At 59.1% G+C, this 16,838-nt stretch carries 17 protein-coding genes and 1 other RNA gene; 14 read left to right on the forward strand and 4 right to left on the reverse strand.

The window, feature by feature from the left end:
- The first annotated feature begins 227 nt into the window (after window positions 1-227).
- The 5 genes from petA to KGB14_RS18995 all read left to right on the forward strand — a co-directional run bounded on the left by petA (window position 228) and on the right by KGB14_RS18995 (window position 4,012).
- Window positions 228-821, forward strand: coding sequence for a ubiquinol-cytochrome c reductase iron-sulfur subunit (gene petA / locus KGB14_RS18975; protein WP_223488265.1), 594 nt, complete (start codon window positions 228-230; stop codon window positions 819-821).
- Window positions 821-2,032: a cytochrome b gene (locus KGB14_RS18980; RefSeq protein ID WP_223488266.1), complete on the forward strand. Its 1,212-nt coding sequence runs from the start codon at window positions 821-823 to the stop codon at window positions 2,030-2,032. Before petA ends, KGB14_RS18980 begins: the two co-directional genes overlap by 1 nt.
- Window positions 2,032-2,814 (forward strand): cytochrome c1, encoded by a 783-nt coding sequence (locus KGB14_RS18985; protein ID WP_223488267.1) that lies wholly within the window; start codon window positions 2,032-2,034, stop codon window positions 2,812-2,814. Before KGB14_RS18980 ends, KGB14_RS18985 begins: the two co-directional genes overlap by 1 nt.
- Before the next feature lie 150 nt (window positions 2,815-2,964).
- Entirely contained in the window at window positions 2,965-3,582 is a 618-nt protein-coding gene (locus KGB14_RS18990; protein ID WP_007905304.1) for a glutathione S-transferase N-terminal domain-containing protein, read from the forward strand.
- Window positions 3,583-3,598: 16 nt separating this feature from the next.
- The gene (locus tag KGB14_RS18995; RefSeq protein WP_223488268.1) at window positions 3,599-4,012 is read left to right on the forward strand and encodes a ClpXP protease specificity-enhancing factor; all 414 of its coding nucleotides are present in this window, start codon (window positions 3,599-3,601) and stop codon (window positions 4,010-4,012) included.
- A gap of 176 nt (window positions 4,013-4,188) precedes the next feature.
- Here KGB14_RS18995 and KGB14_RS19000 read toward each other — a convergent pair whose 3' ends face one another.
- From KGB14_RS19000 to KGB14_RS19015, 4 genes are all read right to left on the reverse strand, one after another.
- Window positions 4,189-4,767 (reverse strand): BON domain-containing protein, encoded by a 579-nt coding sequence (locus tag KGB14_RS19000; RefSeq protein ID WP_223488269.1) that lies wholly within the window; start codon window positions 4,765-4,767, stop codon window positions 4,189-4,191.
- Complete coding sequence (locus KGB14_RS19005; RefSeq protein ID WP_007904374.1) at window positions 4,764-5,357, reverse strand: phosphoheptose isomerase; 594 nt, start codon at window positions 5,355-5,357, stop codon at window positions 4,764-4,766. Before KGB14_RS19005 ends, KGB14_RS19000 begins: the two co-directional genes overlap by 4 nt.
- 104 nt (window positions 5,358-5,461) lie before the next feature.
- A complete protein-coding gene (locus KGB14_RS19010; protein WP_223488270.1) occupies window positions 5,462-5,824 on the reverse strand; it encodes a YraN family protein in 363 nt (120 codons plus the stop codon).
- Entirely contained in the window at window positions 5,824-7,635 is a 1,812-nt protein-coding gene (locus KGB14_RS19015) for a penicillin-binding protein activator (protein ID WP_223488271.1), read from the reverse strand. Before KGB14_RS19015 ends, KGB14_RS19010 begins: the two co-directional genes overlap by 1 nt.
- A gap of 176 nt (window positions 7,636-7,811) precedes the next feature.
- On the opposite strand from KGB14_RS19015, the gene rsmI reads away from it, so the two are divergent.
- The 9 genes from rsmI to mraY all read left to right on the forward strand — a co-directional run bounded on the left by rsmI (window position 7,812) and on the right by mraY (window position 16,834).
- Window positions 7,812-8,717 carry a 16S rRNA (cytidine(1402)-2'-O)-methyltransferase gene (gene rsmI / locus KGB14_RS19020; protein ID WP_223488272.1) on the forward strand — a complete coding sequence of 302 codons (906 nt, stop codon included), beginning with the start codon at window positions 7,812-7,814 and terminating at the stop codon, window positions 8,715-8,717.
- 74 nt (window positions 8,718-8,791) lie between these two features.
- Window positions 8,792-9,145, forward strand: an RNA gene (gene rnpB / locus KGB14_RS19025) — RNase P RNA component class A.
- Window positions 9,146-9,500: 355 nt separating this feature from the next.
- Window positions 9,501-9,956 (forward strand): division/cell wall cluster transcriptional repressor MraZ, encoded by a 456-nt coding sequence (mraZ, locus tag KGB14_RS19030; RefSeq protein ID WP_003205355.1) that lies wholly within the window; start codon window positions 9,501-9,503, stop codon window positions 9,954-9,956.
- The gene (gene rsmH / locus KGB14_RS19035; RefSeq protein ID WP_411740791.1) at window positions 9,953-10,900 is read left to right on the forward strand and encodes a 16S rRNA (cytosine(1402)-N(4))-methyltransferase RsmH; all 948 of its coding nucleotides are present in this window, start codon (window positions 9,953-9,955) and stop codon (window positions 10,898-10,900) included. Before mraZ ends, rsmH begins: the two co-directional genes overlap by 4 nt.
- The gene (gene ftsL, locus KGB14_RS19040; protein WP_003205353.1) at window positions 10,897-11,190 is read left to right on the forward strand and encodes a cell division protein FtsL; all 294 of its coding nucleotides are present in this window, start codon (window positions 10,897-10,899) and stop codon (window positions 11,188-11,190) included. Before rsmH ends, ftsL begins: the two co-directional genes overlap by 4 nt.
- Window positions 11,190-12,929: a peptidoglycan D,D-transpeptidase FtsI family protein gene (locus KGB14_RS19045; protein WP_223488289.1), complete on the forward strand. Its 1,740-nt coding sequence runs from the start codon at window positions 11,190-11,192 to the stop codon at window positions 12,927-12,929. Before ftsL ends, KGB14_RS19045 begins: the two co-directional genes overlap by 1 nt.
- Complete coding sequence (locus KGB14_RS19050; RefSeq protein WP_223488273.1) at window positions 12,929-14,392, forward strand: UDP-N-acetylmuramoyl-L-alanyl-D-glutamate--2,6-diaminopimelate ligase; 1,464 nt, start codon at window positions 12,929-12,931, stop codon at window positions 14,390-14,392. The genes KGB14_RS19045 and KGB14_RS19050 overlap by 1 nt, the downstream gene beginning before the upstream one ends.
- Window positions 14,385-15,752, forward strand: coding sequence for a UDP-N-acetylmuramoyl-tripeptide--D-alanyl-D-alanine ligase (locus KGB14_RS19055; protein WP_223488274.1), 1,368 nt, complete (start codon window positions 14,385-14,387; stop codon window positions 15,750-15,752). The genes KGB14_RS19050 and KGB14_RS19055 overlap by 8 nt, the downstream gene beginning before the upstream one ends.
- Window positions 15,752-16,834: a phospho-N-acetylmuramoyl-pentapeptide-transferase gene (mraY, locus tag KGB14_RS19060; protein WP_007904350.1), complete on the forward strand. Its 1,083-nt coding sequence runs from the start codon at window positions 15,752-15,754 to the stop codon at window positions 16,832-16,834. The genes KGB14_RS19055 and mraY overlap by 1 nt, the downstream gene beginning before the upstream one ends.
- Window positions 16,835-16,838 lie beyond the last annotated feature (4 nt).

Genomic DNA, 16,838 nt, shown 5'->3' on the forward strand with positions numbered 1-16,838 from the left:
AAGCTGGGCGTTTTTTTATGGGCGAAATTTATCAGTGAATTGCGCTGTGACAACTTGCCACATCCGCAGAGGCCCTATACTGCAAGGCTTGGCAGTGGAGCCCCTCGGTAATTACCTTGTCAGAATTGGGGCTTTTCATTACCATTCGGCAAAATTTTTATAAGTTCAGATTTTTACTTAGTAGACGCCTGATTTAACAGGCCACAAAGCTGATGGGAGAGGACTGAATGAGCAATGACGGCGTGAATGCAGGCCGGCGTCGCTTCTTGGTAGCAGCCACATCCGTGGTGGGTGCTGCAGGAGCGGTGGGGGCTGCGGTCCCGTTCGTGGGGTCATGGTTTCCCAGTGCCAAGGCGAAAGCCGCAGGTGCACCGGTGAAAGTGAATGTCAGCAAAATCGAGCCAGGTCAGCAAATGATTGCTGAGTGGCGCGGCCAGCCGGTGTTCATCGTCCGCCGTACCGAGGAAATCCTGGGGAATCTGAAAAAGATCGAGGGCCAGCTGTCTGACCCGACCTCCAAGAACTCAACGCAACCGACCTATGTCGATCCAGAGACGCGCTCGATCAAGCCAGAAGTTTTGCTGCTGATCGGTATCTGCACGCACTTGGGTTGCTCACCGACCTTCCGTCCGGAAGTGGCACCTGCGGACCTGGGCAAGGATTGGGTAGGGGGTTATTTCTGCCCTTGCCACGGTTCCCACTACGATCTGGCTGGCCGCGTCTACAAGTCGCAACCCGCGCCTTTGAACCTGCCAGTTCCCCCGCATTCCTATGAGACCAATGACATCATTGTCATTGGCGTCGATACGGAGAAAGCGTGATGAGCAAGTTCATGGATTGGGTTGATGCGCGCTTTCCCGCGACCAAAATGTGGGAAGACCATCTCAGCAAGTACTACGCCCCGAAGAACTTCAACTTCTTCTATTTCTTTGGCTCCCTCGCATTGCTCGTTCTGGTCAACCAGATCGTTACCGGTGTCTGGCTGACCATGAGCTACACCCCGTCGGCGGAAGAGGCCTTTGCTTCCGTCGAATACATCATGCGCGACGTCGAGTACGGCTCGATTCTGCGTCTGTTGCACTCCACCGGCGCTTCGGCGTTCTTCATCGTTGTCTATCTGCACATGTTCCGTGGTCTGCTCTACGGTTCGTACCAGAAGCCGCGTGAGCTGGTGTGGGTCTTCGGCATGCTGATTTATCTGGCGCTGATGGCTGAAGCGTTCATGGGTTACCTGCTGCCGTGGGGCCAGATGTCTTACTGGGGCGCCCAGGTGATCATCTCGCTGTTCGGTGCGATCCCGGTCATCGGTAACGACCTGACCCAGTGGATTCGTGGTGACTACCTGATTTCCGGCATTACCCTGAACCGCTTCTTCGCCTTGCATGTGGTTGCCCTGCCGATCGTGATCCTCGGTCTGGTGGTGGTGCACATTCTGGCGCTGCACGAAGTCGGTTCGAACAACCCGGATGGCGTTGACATCAAGAAACACAAGGACGAAAACGGCGTACCCCTGGACGGCATTGCCTTCCACCCGTACTACACCGTGAAAGATATCGTCGGCGTAGTGGTGTTCCTGTTCATCTTCTGCTCGATCGTGTTCTTCTTCCCTGAAATGGGCGGCTACTTCCTCGAGAAGCCGAACTTTGAAGTGGCGAACGCCTTCAAGACCCCAGAGCACATCGCTCCGGTCTGGTACTTCACGCCGTTCTACGCGATCTTGCGTGCGGTTCCGGACAAGCTCCTGGGTGTTGTTGCCATGGGGGCTTCGATTGCCTTGCTGTTCGTCCTGCCGTGGCTGGACCGTAGTCCGGTCAAGTCCATGCGCTACAAGGGCTGGCTGAGCAAGATCTGGCTCTGGGTGTTCTGCATCTCCTTCGTGATTCTTGGCTGGCTGGGTGTTATGGCGCCTACCCCGGAGCGCACGTTGCTGTCGCAGGTATGTACCTTCCTGTACTTCGCCTACTTCATTCTGATGCCGTTCTACACCAGGCTCGAGAAGACCAAACCGGTTCCGGAAAGGGTGACTGGCTGATGAAAAAGCTATTTGCTGTACTGATTCTTGCGGCGATGCCTGTACTGTCCTTTGCGGCCGTACACGGTGGTCCCGAACTGGAAAAAGTCGACATTGACGTTTCCGACAAGGCCGCCATGCAGGACGGCGCACGTACATTCGCCAACTATTGCATGGGCTGCCACAGCGCCAAGTTCCAGCGCTACGAGCGTGTCGCCGATGACCTGGGCATTCCTCACGAGCTGATGCTCGAGAAGCTGGTGTTCACCGGCGCCAAGATCGGTGATCACATGAGCACTGGCATGCAGCCAGCTGATGCCAAAGCCTGGTTCGGTGCGGCGCCGCCCGACCTGACACTGGTGGCTCGTGTTCGTGGTACTGACTGGCTCTACGGCTATCTGCGTTCGTTCTATGAAGACCCGTCGCGTCCTTGGGGTGTGAACAACAAGGTGTTCCCGAACGTCGGCATGCCTAACGTTTTGGTCGGCCTGCAGGGTCGTCAAGTGGTAGGCTGTAAACAAGTTCAAATCGTCGATGACGGCAAGAAGCAATACGATCCGCTGACCGGCACCGCTTTGACCCATGAAGCCTGCGATCAACTGACGGTATTGCCGAAAACCGGCACGCTGAACGAAGAGCAGTTCGACGAGAAGGTCAAGAATCTGGTGACCTTCCTGGCCTACTCGGCCAACCCGGTGAAGCTGCAGCATCAGCGCATCGGTACCTATGTGTTGCTGTACCTGGCGTTCTTCTTTGTATTCGCTTACTTGCTCAAGCGTGAATACTGGAAAGACGTCCATTGATAAAGCGGTAAGCCATTGCTGTTAATCGCGCGCGCCCAGGGGCGTCTCTGAAGGTGTAACGAGTCTGGTGATCCAGGCGTTACGGGAGGCGCCCTCTGGGCGCGCGTGTTTTTCTGTTTTCGATAATTTCAACAAGCGAGGAGGACCGCCATGGGCGTGACCAATCGGTTGGCCTGTTACTCCGACCCCGCCGACCACTATTCCCACCGAGTGCGCATCGTACTTGCAGAGAAGGGTGTCAGCGCCGAGATCATTTACGTGGAAGCTGGTCGCCAGCCGCCTAAACTGATTGAAGTGAACCCTTACGGAAGCCTGCCCACCCTGGTCGATCGTGACCTGGCGTTGTGGGAGTCGACTGTGGTGATGGAATATCTGGATGAGCGTTACCCGCACCCGCCGTTACTGCCGGTTTATCCTGTGGCGCGTGCTAACAGTCGTCTGCTGATTCATCGCATTCAGCGTGACTGGTGTGGCCTGGTGGATCTGATTCTGGATTCGCGGACCAAGGAAGCGGCCCGTGTCGTGGCTCGTAAGGAGCTGCGCGAAAGCCTGACAGGCGTGTCGCCGTTGTTCGCCGACAAGCCGTTTTTCCTCAGTGAGGAACAAAGTCTGGTGGATTGCTGCCTATTACCAATACTCTGGCGATTGCCGATTCTGGGTATTGAACTGCCGCGGCCTGCCAAGCCGCTGCTTGATTATATGGAGCGCTCGTTTGCGCGTGAGGCTTTCCAGGCGAGTCTGTCTGGTGTCGAACGCGATATGCGCTAAGGCTTAAGGAGCCGCTATGAACTCCAGTCGACCTTATCTGGTCCGTGCGCTCTACGAGTGGATTGTGGACAACGATTGCACCCCGCACATGCTGGTCAATTCCGAGTATCCGTCGGTGCAGGTGCCTCAGGGTTTTGCCAGTGACGGACAGATTGTCCTGAACGTATCGCCGGCAGCCGTGCGGCATCTGCACATGGACAACGAAGCGGTCAGCTTCGAGGGGCGCTTCGGTGGCGTGCCGCATACCCTGTACGTGCCTATCGCATCGATCCTGGGCATTTACGCTCGGGAGAACGGTCAGGGCATGGTGTTTGATCTGGAATCGCCTCTGGAAGACGAGGAAGAGATCGAGCCGGATGATGATGTTCCGCCACCCGACAGCGAACCGCCGCGTCCCAGCGGTCGACCCAGTTTGAAAGTGGTGAAGTAATAAAAAAGGCGATCCGAATGGATCGCCTTTTTTATTGCTTCACCACTTTCAACGGTAGGAGCTGCCGAAGGCTGCGATCTTTTGACTTTGCTTTTCAGGATCAAAAGATCGCAGCCTTCGGCAGCTCCTGCAGAGACGATGGCGATCTCGAGGATGCCATCGCCGGTAAGCAGGTATCAGTCGATGTACTCAAACAACTTCACGATTTTCTGCACGCCGGAAACGCCTTGTACCAGATTGGTCGCCTGGGCCGCTTCCTGCTTGGTCAGCAGACCGAGCAGGTAGACGATGCCGTTTTCGGTCACGACCTTGATGCGCGAGCCCGGGATGGAGGCGTCGGTGAGCATCTGGGTCTTGATCTTGGTCGTCAGCCAGGTGTCATTCTGGCGTGCCAGCAGCGAGGATGGTTGCAGCACTTGCAGCTCGTTGTGCACCTTCTTCACGCGCTGAACGGCGGCGGCAACCTGTTCGGCCTTGGCCTTGAGGTCTTCGCGCGGGGTTTGCCCGGCCAGCAGCACCACGCCGTTGAAGCTGGTGATGACGATGTGCGAATCGTTGTCCAGGGCCGGATCGGCCTTGGCGATGTTTACACCGGCCTTGGTTTCGATCAGGGAGTCATCGATTTTGCTGCCGAAGGTGCGGGTGCCGCGGTCATCGTCGATCGGCGCTTCACGGCTGGCGTTAACCACCGAAGTGCAGCCGCTGATGCCGAGGCACAGGGTCAAGGCCAGAAGGCCTAGGCGATTAGGGGTCATTCTTCACTCCCGAACAGTTGGCTGTCGATCAAATCGCAAAGGCAATGGATCGCCAGCAGGTGGACTTCCTGAATACGTGCAGTGACGTTGGCCGGTACGCGGATCTCGACGTCCTCGGGCAATAGCAGTGACGCCATGCCGCCGCCATCACGACCCGTCAATGCTACGACAATCATTTCACGATCATGTGCGGCCTGGATCGCTTGAATAATGTTCGCCGAGTTGCCACTGGTGGAAATCGCCAGCAATACGTCGCCCGGCTGACCGAGGGCGCGGATCTGTTTGGAGAAGATTTCGTTGTAGCTGTAATCGTTGGCGATCGAGGTGATCGTCGAGCTGTCGGTGGTCAGCGCGATGGCTGGCAGGCTCGGGCGCTCGCGTTCAAAGCGGTTGAGCAATTCGGACGAGAAGTGCTGTGCGTCACCGGCGGAGCCGCCGTTGCCGCAGGAAAGCATTTTGCCCTCGTTAAGCAGGGCGTTGACCATGACTTGACTGGCTTGCTCGATGTGCGGTGCAAGTACGTCCATCGCCTGTTGCTTGGTGTCGATACTGGCCTGAAAAAGCTGGCGAATTCGCGATTGCATGTCCATCTGTGTGACCTTAATTGGCGCGGCTACTTGGCACATGAATGTGCAGCCCGCAAAGCAAAGAGCAAAAGTGTTGGGTGAAGGTGTCCGGTTCGGGGTGCAATCGATCAGCTGTCGAAGGCATTCTGCAACCAGTTCAGCTGATCAAGGTTGCTGTCGATGGCAACCACGTCGAAGCGGCAAGGGAAATTGGCCCAACGCGACTCGCGCTGAAGAAAATACTGCGCGGCGAAAATCAGTTTCTGCCGTTTGCGCCCATCGATGCTATCGAGCGCACCACCCCATTGGGTGTTTTTTCTGTAGCGGACTTCGACGAATACTACTGTATCGCCATCAAGCATGACCAGATCAAGCTCGCCGCGTTTACACAACCAGTTCTGCGCCAGCAGGCGCAGACCTTGTTGCTGAAGATGCTCGAGCGCATGGCGCTCGGCATCTTTACCGCTTTGCTGGCGTGACCTGTCAGGCATCAGCGCGAGGTGTCCGGCAGGTTTTGAACCTGGCCGTTGACGAACTGTGCCCATGGCAACTGGCGCTCGACCCGTTGAGTCCGCGTCATGCCCAGGCTGCCCGATTGACCCTGGATGCGGCTGTCCGGCAAAGCCTTGAGTTGCCCCAGGCGCGGTGCCAGGCGATAGGCGTCGATACCCATCGCATACAGGCGACCCAGGCTTCCGCCGGCTTGTGGCCATTGTGCGGTGACTTGTTTGCGCAGCGGATCGTTGGCATCCAGCAGCCATGGGGTTTCGCAGAAGCGAATACCGTTCATGTCGTTGTACTGGTTCTGGTCACCGCTGGCGCTGAACACGTGGGAGGTGGCGTAAACCGGCACGTCACCCGCGTACTGGAAGTTCAGGGTCGGTTTGATCTGCTGAGCCTGTTGCGGCGTCGCGGCCAGGAAGATGAACTCGATGTCCTGGCGACGCGAAGGTTGGGCGGCAACCTGCGAGCCGACGGTGCTTTGCAGGCTCTTGGCACGGCCTTCGCTCTGGCGCAGCTGGAACATGTCGGCAATCTGCTGGGCCAGTTGCACCGGTTGGTCGACGCGTTCGGTGGCGACGATGCTGCCACCGTTGGCTTGCCAATCCTGGCTGAACGCCCTGAGTACGCGATCACCCCATTCGCCTTTAGGCACCATGATGGCGGCGCGATGCAGGCCATCGGCGCGAGCGCGGCGAGACACTTCGCGGGCTTCGTCTTCAGCGGCAAGGCCGAACTGGAACAGCTGGGCCGGACCTTGTTCGCCTTCGCTGTAGTTCAGCGCGAGGGTGGTGATCGGCAGTTGTGGGCGCGCGCTGAGCTGTTTGACCAGCGGCTTTTCCAGTGGGCCGATCACCAGTTGCACGCCGTCGGCTTGCGCCTTGCGGTAGAACTCGTCCAGAGACGTCAGGCGCGAGCTGTCATAGAACTCGATGGCCGGCGGCTTCTGCCCGGCTTGTTGCGCCTGGTAGTGAGCAGCCATGAAGCCTTCGCGCAGCGCTTTGCCCACCGAAGCCAGCGGGCCGTCTTGCGGCAGCAGCAGGGCGATCTTGCTCAGGGGCTGGCTGGCCAGTTCCTTGAGTTTGGTCAGTGGCAACGGCAGCTGAATGGCGGCCGGGTGCTTTGGATTCTGTTCGCGCCAGTTATCGATCGCGGCTTGCTGCTGTTCCAGGGTGCCGGCGGTTTTCACCGCCAGCGCCAGACGTAACCAGCCACCGAGGTCATCATCGGTGGTTGGCTGCAATTGATCGGTCGGCAGCGAAGCGATCAGGGTCCAGATCGCTTCGTGGTTTTTGCTGGCGGCTTCACCTTCAAGCATGGGGGCGATGAAGATGCGCTCCCGTGCGGCGGCCAGGGTCTGGCCGTCGGCCTCAAGGGCGCGGGCATGAACGGTGCCGGTGCGAACCTGCTGTTCGACGGGCAGTTCGCTCAGGCGTTGCAGGCTTGGATGGCGCAGGGCAGTCAGCGCCGCTTTGGGCTGATTGCGGACCATGGCCAGTTCCGCCGCCAGGGTACTGGCGAAGATTTGTTGGCCAGGCTTGAGTTGTTCCATCGGGACCTGTTGCAGGATTTGCGCGGACTGGCCGGCATTGCCCTGACGATAAGCCAGGTCTGCTGCGCTCAAGCGCAATAGAGCGGCTTTTTCCGGATCTTTGCTTTGAGTGGCCTGTTCGAGCAGTTGCTCGATACTGGCGTTCGGGGTCCGTGGAAGTTCGCCAAGGCTGGAAGAGGGCGAGCTGGCGCAAGCCGCCAGCAAGGCAGCGAGGCAGAGGGCAGTGAACAGCCGCAGGCAAGCGATCATGTAGTGTTCCTGATACTCGATCAAATTAGCGTGGAATTGTACCCAAGCACTGGCCGGGGCGCGATGCTACTGGCGTGAATCGATCAATTTAGCTCGTGCAAATGTTGCGGCACTGCACAAAAGGCTGGAAAACCCGGGGAGGGCGAGACGTATCGCAAGCGCCGCTACGCGCTACAATGTCGCCTTTTACCGATCATGAGGTGTGCGCTTTGACTGCTCCAGGTGCTTTGAATTCCGCTGCTGGCTCGCTTTATGTGGTGGCGACGCCCATCGGCAACCTGGACGATATCAGTGCGCGTGCGCTGAAAATCCTGCGCGAGGTCGCCTTGATCGCTGCCGAAGATACTCGCCATTCCCAGCGATTGATGCAGCATTTCGGCATTCCCACGCCGCTGGCAGCCTGCCATGAACACAACGAGCGGGAAGAGGGTAACCGCTTTATTACGCGTTTGCTGGCGGGCGACGATGTGGCGTTGATCTCCGACGCCGGGACGCCGCTGATATCCGATCCGGGTTATCACTTGGTGCGTCAGGCCCGTGCTGCGGGGATCAATGTGGTACCGGTTCCCGGCGCCTGTGCATTGATCGCAGCACTTTCGGCGGCGGGGCTGCCGTCCGACCGTTTCATCTTCGAAGGTTTTCTGCCGGCCAAGGCTGTCGGCCGACGTGCTCGTCTGGAGCTCGTTAAAGAAGAACCGCGCACGCTGATTTTCTATGAGGCACCACATCGGATCCTTGAATGCTTGCAAGACATGGAGCTGGTATTCGGTGCCGATCGCCCGGCCTTGCTGGCGCGCGAATTGACCAAGACCTTCGAAACACTTAAAGGCCTGCCGCTGGCCGAGTTGCGTGAGTTCGTCGAATCGGACAGCAATCAGCAGCGCGGTGAGTGCGTGGTGCTGGTGGCGGGCTGGACTGCCCCCGAGACCGAAGACGCTGTCAGCAGTGAAGCGATGCGTATTCTCAACCTGCTACTCGAAGAGATGCCGCTCAAGCGCGCGGCGGCATTGGCGGCGCAAATTACCGGCGAGCGCAAGAATGTGCTCTATCAGGTCGCGCTGGATAAACAGAAGGGCGAGTAAAAACGACGCACAGCGCCCCCCAGAGGCTTTTAGCGCTTGTTCTTCGGCCGCTCTGCCGTTAACCTTCGCGGCGGAGAGTCGATCGGACAGTCGCTGCCCTCTATGAAAATTAGGGGGGGGAGGAAAGTCCGGGCTCCATAGGGCGAAGTGCCAGGTAATGCCTGGGAGGCGTGAGCCTACGGAAAGTGCCACAGAAAATAACCGCCTAAGCGCTTCGGCGCCGGTAAGGGTGAAAAGGTGCGGTAAGAGCGCACCGCACGTCTGGCAACAGTTCGTGGCTAGGTAAACCCCACTTGGAGCAAGACCAAATAGGGTCCCAAGGCGTGGCCCGCGCTGGGACCGGGTAGGTTGCTAAAGATGTCCAGTGATGGCCATCGTAGACGAATGACTGTTCAAGACAGAACCCGGCTTACAGATCGACTCTCCACCTTTTATCCTTCTCTGCTTGAATCATTGGCAGCGATGTTCGTAATGGCAATTTCCCTCCCTGCTGAATCAATAGCAGAAGCGCTTTTGTAATACCGAAAAAATCTTACTCTTAACAAATCACTTTAACTTCTGAATGCAGCTTTCTGTGCTGATTCAAGTTATTGAGCAAATTCATCCGTCAGATTCTCGTTAACCCTCCTTTTACACTCCTAAATCTCCGTTCTGTAAGGCTTTTCCTTTAATCCGCGCCTTGACGGTGTGGTGGGCGCATTCCTATAGTGTGCGCAAGTGGCGGAAAGTGGCATGAAGTGGGTTTTTTGAGCGTAAAACGCTAATATTTGGAGAAACGCTGACGTGTTTCGCGGAGCTAACGCTATCAGTCTCGATGCAAAGGGCCGTCTCGCTATGCCGAGCCGGTACCGTGACGAGCTGGTTTCGCGTAGTTCCGGTCAATTGATCGTCACCATCGATGCCGTTGATCCGTGTTTGTGTGTTTACCCCCTCGATGAGTGGGAAATTATTGAAACCAAACTGCGTGCACTGCCTTCGCTTCGCGAAGAGAACCGCCGCCTGCAACGTTTACTGATCGGTAATGCCGTCGACCTCGAACTCGATGGCAGTGGTCGTTTTCTGGTTCCGCCGCGTCTTCGCGAATATGCCAAGTTGGATAAGCGCGCAATGCTGGTAGGCCAACTGAACAAGTTCCAATTGTGGGACGAGGATGCCTGGAATGCGGTTTCTGCCGCTGACCTGGCTGCTATTCAACAACCGGGCGCCATGCCTGATGAACTGCGTGATTTGATCCTGTGACTATTGATAGCGGCTTTAACCACATCACCGTACTGCTTGACGAAGCCGTCGAGGCTCTCGCCGTACGTCCTGATGGCTGCTATCTGGACGGTACGTTCGGACGCGGCGGACACAGTCGGTTGATCCTCAGCCAGCTCGGGCCTGATGGCCGGTTGCTCGGATTCGACAAAGATCCTCAAGCGATTGCCACCGGGCAAACGCTAGCGGCCGAAGACGGCCGCTTTGTCGTTGTACAGCGCAGCTTTGCCGAGCTGGGGTCGGAAGTCGCCGAACGCGGTCTGGCCGGCAAGGTCAGTGGTGTTCTGCTCGACCTCGGCGTGTCTTCGCCGCAGCTCGACGACCCGGAGCGCGGTTTCAGTTTCCTCAACGACGGCCCGTTGGACATGCGCATGGACCCGTCTCGCGGGATCAGCGCCGCCGAATTCGTCAACACCGCACCGGTGGAAGAAATCGCCCGGGTGTTCAAGGAATACGGCGAAGAACGCTTCTCCGGTCGCATGGCGCGTGCCGTGGCCGAGCGTCGCGACATCAAGCCGTTCGAGCGCACTGGCGATCTGGCGGAAGTGCTGAAAGTCGCCAACCCGGCATGGGAAAAGGGCAAGAACCCCGCCACCCGTGCATTCCAGGGCCTGCGTATTCACGTCAACAACGAACTGGGCGATCTGGAAGCCGGCCTCGAAGCTGCGCTGGAATGCCTGGAAGTCGGCGGTCGTCTGGTGGTCATCAGCTTCCATTCGCTGGAAGACCGCATCGTCAAATTGTTCATGCGCAAACTGGTCAAAGGCGAAGCTGACAACCTGCCGCGCAACCTGCCGGTCCGTCACGTCGCTTTCGAACCGATAATCAAAATCCATGGCAAAGCGCAGTCCGCCTCCGAGGCCGAACTCAAAGCCAACCCACGTTCCCGTAGCGCTGTCATGCGCGTCGCGGAGAAGCTGCGGTGAGCAAGCTTTTCGCCAAGCCACTTCCCGGCGGAAGCTTTTTCATGCTGTTGCTGTTTATCGGCGTGCTCGTGTCGGCCATCGGCGTGTCCTATAGCGCCCACTGGAACCGTCAGCTGTTGAATTCGCTGTACAACGAATTGAGCGTGCGCGACAAGGCACAGGCGGAGTGGGGCCGGTTGATTCTCGAACAGAGCACCTGGACTGCCCACAGCCGTATCGAAGTCCTGGCCACCGAGCAACTGAAGATGCGCATTCCTGGCGCCGCTGAAGTGCAGATGGTGGCGCCATGATGAAACTCGAAGGTGCGCTCTTTCCATGGCGATTCCGTCTGGTGCTGGGTTTGCTCGGTGTCATGGTGGTCGCGATTTGCTGGCGTATCATTGATCTGCAAGTCGTCGACCGTGCCTTCCTTAAAGGCCAGGGCGATGCGCGCAGTGTTCGTCACATTCCGATTCCGGCTCACCGTGGTCTGATTACCGACCGTAACGGCGAGCCTTTGGCCGTCAGTACGCCGGTCACCACCCTGTGGGCCAACGCCAAGGAAATGCAGCTGGCCAAAGAGAAGTGGCCCGCACTGGCGGCCGCGTTGGGGCAGGACCCGAAAGCCCTGGCCGAACGTCTCGAAGCCCAGGCCAACAAAGAATTCATTTATCTGGTGCGCGGGCTGACCCCCGAGCAGGGCCAGGCTGTGCTCGATCTGAAAGTGCCGGGTGTCTATGGCATTGAAGAGTTCCGGCGTTTCTACCCGGCGGGTGAAGTCACCGCCCACATGGTCGGCTTTACCGACATCGACGATCACGGCCGTGAAGGTGTCGAACTGGCCTATGACGAATGGCTCGCCGGGGTCGCCGGCAAGCGTCAGGTGATCAAGGACCGGCGCGGCCGGCTGATCAAAGATGTCCAGGTCACCAAAAACGCCAAGGCCGGCAAGCCCTTGGCGTTGTCCATTGACCTGCGTCTGCAATACCTGGCCAACCGCGAGCTGCGTAACGCGATCATCGAGAACGGCGCGAAAGCCGGCAGCCTGGTGATCATGGACGTGAAGACCGGCGAGATCCTGGCCATGGTCAACCAGCCGACCTACAACCCGAACAACCGTCGCAACCTGCAACCGGCGATGATGCGCAACCGCGCGATGATCGACGTGTTCGAGCCGGGCTCGACCATGAAGGCGATCTCCATGAGCGCCGCGATTGAAACCGGCCGCTGGAAGCCGAGCGATACCGTCGAGGTGTACCCAGGCTCCTTGCAGATTGGTAAGTACACCATCAAGGACGTATCGAAGACCGAAGGCCCGGTACTCGACCTGACCGGTATTCTGATCAACTCCAGTAACGTCGGCATGAGTAAGGTCGCGTTCGATATCGGCGGCGAAACGATTTTCCGTCTGGCGCAGAAAGTCGGTCTCGGCCAGGACACCGGCCTCGGCTTCCCGGGTGAGCGTGTCGGCAACCTGCCGAACTACCGGGATTGGCGCAAGGCTGAAACCGCCACACTGTCCTATGGCTACGGTATTTCCGTGACCGCGATCCAGTTGGTCCACGCCTTCTCGGCCCTGGCCAATAATGGTCGCCTCGCGCCACTGACCCTGATCAAAACCGACAAGGCGCCGCAAACCACTCAAGTGTTGCCGGAAGCCGTCGCGAAAACCATGCAAGGCATGCTGACCCAAGTGATCGAAGCCCCGCGCGGTGTATTCCGTGCGCAGGTGCCGGCATATCACGTGGCAGGCAAATCGGGTACTGCGCGTAAGACGTCGGTGGGCTCCAAAGGCTACGCCGAAAACTCGTATCGCTCGCTGTTCGCCGGTTTCGGCCCGATGAGCGACCCGCGTTACGCGATCGTGGTGGTGATCGATGAACCGACCAAGGCCGGTTACTTCGGTGGTCTGGTATCGGCGCCGGTGTTCAGCAAAGTGATGTCCGGGACTCTGCGCCTGATGAACATCACCCCGGACAACCTGCCAGCCACTCAACAAGCGAACGCCGCACCGGTCGTTCCGCTGAAAGCCAATGGAGGGCGCGGCTGATGTCGCTGAGCCTGAACAAGATTTTCGCCCACGCTGGCCGTGATCTGCTGATCCGCGAATTGGCGCTGGACAGCCGCAACGTGCGGGCCGGCGATTTGTTTCTCGCGGTCCCGGGCGGCAAGTTCGACGGGCGTGCGCACATCGCCGATGCCTTGCAGCGCGGCGCTGCTGCCGTGGCTTATGAAGTCGAAGGCGCGACCGTACTGCCAATCACCGATGTGCCGTTGATTCCGGTCAAAGGTCTGGCGGCGCAGCTGTCGGACATTGCCGGGCGTTTTTATGGTGAGCCGAGTCGCCACCTTAATCTGATCGGCGTGACCGGCACCAACGGTAAAACCAGCGTGACCCAATTGGTTGCGCAAGCCCTCGACTTGCTCGGTCAACACTGCGGCATCGTCGGTACCCTGGGCTCCGGTTTCTACGGCGCGCTGGAAAGTGGCCTGCACACCACGCCGAACCCGATCGCGGTGCAAGCGACCCTCGCCGACCTGAAAAAAGCCGGCGCCAAAGCCGTGGCCATGGAAGTCTCTTCCCACGGCCTTGATCAGGGCCGCGTGACTGCGTTGGCCTTCGACGTGGCGGTGATGACCAACCTGTCGCGCGATCATCTGGATTACCACGGCACCATGCAGGCCTATGGCGAAACCAAGGCCAAGTTGTTTGCCTGGAATGATCTGAAGTGCCGGGTGGTCAACCTCGACGACGATTTCGGCCGGCAACTGGCCGCCGATAAAGGCGAGTCGCGGCTGATCACTTACAGCCTGCAAGACTCCAGCGCCTACCTGTATTGCCGCGAAGCGCAGTTCGACGACGAAGGCGTGCGCGCCACGCTGGTCACGCCGCAAGGCGAGCACCATTTGCGCAGCACCTTGCTCGGTCGCTTCAACCTCAGCAACGTATTGGCCGCCGTCGGCGCCTTGCTCGGGCTGGACTACGCGCTGGACGAAATTCTCAAAGTGCTGCCGAAACTCGAAGGCCCGGCCGGTCGCATGCAGCGCCTGGGCGGCGGTACTCAGCCATTGGTGGTGGTCGATTACGCCCACACGCCGGATGCGCTGGAAAAAGTCTTGATGGCCCTGCGTCCTCACGCCAAAGGCCGGTTGCTGTGCCTGTTCGGTTGCGGCGGTGATCGTGATCGCGGCAAGCGTCCGTTGATGGCGGAAGTGGTCGAGCGGCTGGCCGATGGCGTACTGGTCACCGATGACAATCCACGCACCGAAGACCCTGCCGTGATTTTCGACGACATCCGCGCCGGTTTCACCGCTGTGGATAAAGTCACCTTCGTCGCCGGCCGTGGCCAGGCGATTGCCCAATTGATCGCCAGCGCTTCGGCGGATGACGTGATTGTCCTGGCCGGTAAAGGTCACGAGGACTATCAGGAAATCAATGGCGAGCGCCACGCGTTCTCCGATCTGGTCGAGGCTGATCACGCCCTGACCGCGTGGGAGGTGGCCCATGCTTAAAGCCTTGAAACTGAGCGAACTGACCGGCGCACTGAATGGCCGTCTGATTGCTGGCGACGCGAGCTTCGATGGCGTCAGCATCGACAGCCGCGCGATCAAGCCGGGCCAGCTATTTATTGCTTTGGCCGGTCCGCGTTTCGATGGTCATGACTATCTCAACGACGTCGCCGCCAAAGGCGCCGTCGGTGCTTTGGTCGAACGCGAAGTCGCCGACAGCGCGCTGCCGCAACTGCTGGTCAAGGACACCCGCCAGGCCCTCGGCCAATTGGGCGCGATAAACCGTGCGGCGTTCACGCATCCGGTGGTGGCCATCACGGGTTCCAGCGGCAAGACCACGGTCAAGGAAATGCTGGCGAGCATCCTGCGCACGCGCGGTCCTGTGCTGGCGACCCGTGGCAACCTGAACAATGACCTGGGCGCTCCACTGACCTTGCTCGAGTTGGCACCGGAACACACCGCTGCCGTGATCGAACTCGGTGCTTCGCGCATCGGTGAGATTGCCTACACCGTCGGCATGACCAAGCCGCATGTGGCTGTTATCAACAACGCCGGGACCGCCCATGTCGGCGAGTTCGGCGGGCCGGAAAAAATCGTTGAAGCCAAGGGCGAGATTCTCGAAGGGCTGGATGCCGATGGCATCGCCGTGCTGAATCTCGACGATAAAGCTTTTGGAATCTGGAAGACCCGTGCCGCCGGTCGCAAAGTGCTGACGTTTGCCCTGAGCAACATCAGCGCCGACTTCTACGCCAGCGATCTGGATCGCGACGCCCGCGGGTGCCCGGCGTTCAACCTGCACAGTCCTGAAGGTGTGGAACGGGTTCAGCTGAACCTGCTCGGCACCCATAACGTCGCCAATGCGATGGCTGCCGCCGCCGCTGCCCATGCCTTGGGCGTGTCGCTGTTCGGCATCGCCACCGGTCTCGGCGCCGTGCAACCGGTCAAGGGGCGCACCGTCGCGCAACTGGCGACTAACGGCATGCGCGTGATTGATGACACTTACAACGCAAACCCCACCTCCATGTGCGCCGCCGTTGATATACTCGCCGGCTTTTCCGGTCGCACCGTTTTGGTGCTCGGAGATATCGGCGAGTTGGGCGATTGGGCGGAGCAGGGGCACCGCGATGTGGGCGAGTACGCCCGCGGCAAGGTTTGCGCGCTTTACGCGGTCGGGCCAATGATGACCCACGCCGTGAACGCTTTCGGCGAGCAGGCTTTTCACTTCAGCACACAGGCTGAACTGATCAAGGCCCTGGAAGCCGAGCAGGATACAAACACCACCATTTTGATCAAGGGCTCGCGCAGCGCCGCGATGGAAAACATCGTGGCCGCTTTGTGCGGGACCCGTCTGGAGAAACATTAATGCTGCTGCTGCTAGCGGAGTATCTGCAACAGTTCTACAAAGGCTTCGCGGTCTTTCAGTACCTGACCCTGCGCGGGATCCTCGGTGTGCTGACCGCGCTGGTCTTGTCGCTGTGCTATGGCCCGTGGATGATCCGCACTTTGCAGAACCGTCAGATCGGTCAATCCGTTCGCAACGACGGCCCTCAATCGCACCTGTCCAAGTCAGGCACCCCGACCATGGGCGGCGCGCTGATTCTTTCGTCCATCGGGGTCAGCACCTTGCTTTGGGCTGACCTGGCCAACCGTTACGTTTGGGTCGTGTTGTTGGTGACCCTGCTGTTCGGTGCCATCGGCTGGGTCGACGACTACCGCAAAGTCATCGAGAAAAACTCTCGTGGTCTTCCGAGCCGCTGGAAGTATTTCTGGCAGTCGGTGTTCGGCCTGGGCGCGGCAATCTTCCTTTATATGACCGCCGCAACGCCGGTGGAAACCACCCTGATCCTGCCGATGCTCAAGGACTACAGCATTCCGCTGGGCGCGGGTTTCATCGTCCTGACCTATTTCGTGATTGTCGGCTCGAGCAACGCGGTCAACCTGACCGACGGCCTCGACGGTCTGGCGATCATGCCTACCGTGATGGTCGGCGGCGGCCTGGGGATCTTCTGCTACCTGTCGGGTAACGTGAAATTCGCCGAATACCTGCTGATTCCTTACGTACCGGGCGCGGGTGAGTTGATCGTGTTCTGCGGCGCGTTGATCGGCGCGGGCCTGGGTTTCCTCTGGTTCAACACCTATCCGGCCCAAGTATTTATGGGCGACGTCGGCGCACTGGCGCTGGGCGCGGCCTTGGGCACCATCGCGGTGATCGTCCGTCAGGAAATCGTCCTGTTCATCATGGGCGGTGTGTTTGTGATGGAGACCCTGTCGGTCGTCATTCAGGTTGCCTCCTTTAAGCTGACCGGTCGCCGTGTGTTCCGCATGGCACCGATTCACCACCACTTTGAACTCAAGGGCTGGCCCGAGCCGCGTGTGATCGTCCGATTCTGGATCATCACCGTGATTCTGGTGCTGGTCGGCCTTGCCACCCTGAAGCTGAGGTAGAACG

The organism is Pseudomonas sp. A-RE-19, from assembly GCF_019956555.1.
In the GTDB taxonomy this organism is placed as follows: Bacteria; Pseudomonadota; Gammaproteobacteria; order Pseudomonadales; family Pseudomonadaceae; genus Aquipseudomonas.